At 25.2% G+C, this 3,942-nt stretch carries 3 protein-coding genes and 1 pseudogene; all 4 read right to left on the minus strand.

Annotated features, from left to right (window positions below; all coding sequences use genetic code 4):
• Positions 1–28: 28 nt before the first annotated feature.
• The gene (locus ACWXVJ_RS03125) at positions 29–1,027 is read right to left on the minus strand and encodes a coiled-coil domain-containing protein (protein WP_455966507.1); all 999 of its coding nucleotides are present in this window, start codon (positions 1,025–1,027) and stop codon (positions 29–31) included.
• A 312-nt stretch (positions 1,028–1,339) separates the two neighbouring features.
• A complete protein-coding gene (locus ACWXVJ_RS03130) occupies positions 1,340–1,540 on the minus strand; it encodes a transposase (RefSeq protein ID WP_455966508.1) in 201 nt (66 codons plus the stop codon).
• A pseudogene (locus ACWXVJ_RS03135) lies at positions 1,500–2,207 on the minus strand (IS256 family transposase). Before ACWXVJ_RS03135 ends, ACWXVJ_RS03130 begins: the two are co-directional and overlap by 41 nt.
• Before the next feature lie 440 nt (positions 2,208–2,647).
• Positions 2,648–3,942 (minus strand): hypothetical protein (locus ACWXVJ_RS03140; protein WP_455966509.1); only part of this gene is annotated, 1,295 nt, incomplete at its 5' end.

Below are 3,942 nucleotides of genomic sequence, written 5' to 3' on the forward strand. Positions count from 1 at the left end.
TCATCTTATTAAAATTTTTTTGTGCTACCTACAAATTTAGTTCAAGTTCTATTTCCTTTTGAAATACCTTTGCAATTAAATCTTCAATTTCTTCACTTAATTTATTTAAAGTTTTCATTTTATTATTTAATTGTGTTTTTAATTCTTCATCTTCAGGATGTTTAACAGTAGATTTTTCTAATTCCCCTATTTCCTTCTTGATATCTTCTGCTATGGCATTAGCTATTGAAAGGCGTTTATATATATTAATTCTTTTATCAATTTCTTGTTTATTTTTTTCAAAGACTTTAATTAAATCATTAATATTTTTATTATTGAATTCATTATCATTTAATAGTTTTTTTAACTCAATAATTTGAGAATCAGCGTCGGTTTTTTCCTGTTCCAATTCTTTTATTGAATTAGAAAATTTTTGGTCATTTGAATTATAAACTAGTAGTTTTTCAACCTCTTCTTGTCTTTTGCTAGCCTCTGATTTTATATCCTTAAATTCTTTTATAAGATCATCATAATCACTAGGTTTTTCATTATCAGAGACGTTTACTTTTTCTTTTTCTAGATTCTCAATTTGTTCATCTGCATCTTCAATAGTTGCTTTTAAATCATCCAATTCTGATTTAGAAATAGTTTCAAGTTCAACGGTTTTTTTATCGATTTCATCTTCGTTAACCTTAATTTCATTTTGTATTTCTTGTGCTTTTGGACTAATTTTTGGTGTTATATCATCTTTTTCATCTGAGCCATTTTCCTTATTTTGATCATCTTTTTTATTGTCATCGCCAGGTTTATTTTTACCATCAATTTCTGGTTTATTTTCTTGTTCTTCTTTCTTCCCTGATTCTGGTTTCTTTTCTTGTTCTTTGCCTTCTTCTTTCTTTTTAGGATCTTGTGGTTTCTTTTGATCATCTATTTTAGGATTACTAGGTTTATTATCATTATTTGAACTGCATGAAATAACAGCTGCAGCCGTTATAAAAGGTATTGAAATGCTTGCTAATGTTAATAAAATTTTGTTAGATTTTTTCATAAATTTCCCCTTAAAATGTTTATCAATTTACTAAATTACACCATAGTTTTTTTTTTTTTTTTTTGTGAAATTTATCAACAAAATATCAAAAAATTCTGTTTTTATAAATAAAAGTTATCCTTAGTTTTATCAATTAAGTCTGTTGGTTTAAGCCATTAATATAAAAAATAAGATGACTCTAAAATCGGAACTGTAGAAAATTTTGTGTAAATTAATTTCTGGCTTATTTTTTTATAAGTAATTTGAGAATAGCAATTACACAAATCAAAATTTATTATACAAAACAAGCCCGCAATTAGGAACAACTTTATTTTATTTTTCCAACTGATTTTGAATTGCAAAATAAACTATTTTTATTAAAGAGTCATCGGCAGGAAATGGAGTTTTGTTTCTTGATATTTTTCTAATATTTCTATTTAAATTTTCGATGACGTTTGTCCTATAAATTAGCCTTATAATTTCGGTTGGAAAGTTAAAATTCATCAATGTTTTTTCGTCAACTTTTAAGCGCATGCTGATATTTAGAATCTCTTTTTTCTTCAAAAATATCTAGTAATCTAGATGCTTCATCTATACTGTTGGATTTGTAAATATTTTTTATGTCTTGGGTAAATTTTTTTAAATCTTTATAATTTACATGTTTTGTCAAATTTCTTATTTGATGTGCCGCGCATTTTTGAATTTGTGTTTTAGGAAAGACTACTTTAATTGCTGCTAAATTATTGCTTATCATGAGATATATATCCTAAATCCCTCATAATTTAATGTCATTTAGTACTTGAATTCAATATTTTGCACTTTCGAATTCTCCTATTCAGGATCCCAAAACATCATTATATTCTTCCGAAGAGTATCTCATAACTATGTAAACTGACTTTTCAACAAGTTTATTTTCTTCTTTAACTTTAAATCTTATTTCATCAATAAAAACCATGGCATAAGTTTTTTCTAAAGATCTATTTCTTCACTCTGTTATGTGTGGAATTATCTTGTTAGTTACTCTACTTACAAAACTTGGATCAACATCTATAGCATACATATCTTTTAATGTATCTGATATGTCCCTAGTTGATACACCTCTTGAATATAAGCTAATAATTTGACTTTCAATTTTGGAAATATCGTATTGAAATTTAGAAACTACTTTTGGTACAAATCTTGAATTTCTATCTCTTGGAATTTAGTTCAATTTCTCCGAAATTAGATCTTACATTTGGAATAACTACCATTTCAATAGTTGTCTTTTATAGCTCTTTCGTGTTCATATTTATCTCATGCAAGAAAGTTTTTTAATTTTTTCTTGCATCATAATTTCTATAAGATCTTTTATATTTTTCTTAATAATTTCATAAACATCTTCTTTGGTTGTTGGTTTATATTTAATCATGTAATTCTCTTGCGCTTAGCATTTTAATATCCTTTTTTGGCATATTAAAAAAATCTCCTGTGTAAATATTTTAAATTTAAATATTTGCCATTGGGAGATTTTTAAACAAAATTATCTATGGTACCTAATTTCTAATTTAGGGTTTTTATATTCTTTGAATATTTTTAACTATTGCTCTATATTTGCAACGAAGGAATAAAAATCGCCAAAAAAGAATCAATTTATTTTTTTCTTTATTTTTTTCAACCAAGGTTAAGAGTTTGCCCAGCCCTATTGTCAATTGTTATTTCAAATCCGTCTTTTTCTTTATTATCAAAATAAAATCTTCTTAATGTCTTAATATTTCTGCCTTCTACAACGACTAAATATTCAACAAAATATAGTTCTGTTTTGTAAAATCTTTCTTTTTTATTATTTCTTTCAAATAATCGAGTTAGTACATTTACTTTATCAGTTTTATATGTAGCATAAAATGCCTCATTAAGTTTTTTAAATAATTCCTTATTTTTTCTACCTTGAGAATTTATTGCGTCTATAACTTCCGATTTTGTATATTTAGAAGAATCAAGTTTTGAAGTATTATGCATCAAAAGGTTTTGTGCTTGTCCTATTTTTAATTCATCAAGTGCATAAAACAATTGAGTTAAAGCGATATTGTAATTTTGCATACGATGAATATCCTTATTTGTTTGAAGGACATAGAAACCATCATTTAAATTTTCTAATCAATTTTTATATATGATTTTTTCTTCTAATTTTTTAATTGATTCTTTACGATATGTTTTTAATTTTTCAAAATCTCCAGTTTTGATAGCGTTATTTTTCTTTTTAATATCTTCCTTAGTAATAATTCTTGAATTTGAACCGAATAATACAAATTTATCTCCAAATTCTTTTAAATCTACATACCCGCCCAACAAAGGTTTTAGCATATTGAAATATCTATCAACATCTGCTTTGTCTTGCAATAGTTGTTTAATAGTTCTCTTTGCAGGATCAGCTGCTTTGTAATATTCACTTATGCTGTTTTTAAAACTTTCAACACTAAGATCGTTAGAAGTAAATAATGTTTCATCATAAACAAAAGATTTTGTTATATCATTTCATTTATTTGTAATATGTTCTTCAAAGGTATTTAAAATTTCTTCTTGTTGTTCTTTTTCAAATAAAGATAATGTTATACTGTTATTATTACCATTTAAAGAGGCTTGTGTGTTATTTTTTAAATCAGAAACAATGGTTTTGGATAATTCTTTTAAATATTCTTGTTGTTTTTGCTTTTGTTTTTTACCTTCGATAATGATGTCTTTATTAAAAATAATCTTATCAGTATTTAATGGATTTTTATTTTCTTCTTCCAATGAAAAAGAAAATCTAATTCCTTCTCCCTCTTTTGAGGGGTCGTATTTTTGATATAGATATTGATTATAATAATTATTAATTATCTTTTGGATTTGTTCATTTGAAGGCTCGTTATAATCAAAAATAATATCTGGAGCAATGTTTTTGAAAGCATTCTCGTCTAACT

The sequence above is a fragment of the Mycoplasma sp. 773 genome, assembly GCF_053851515.1.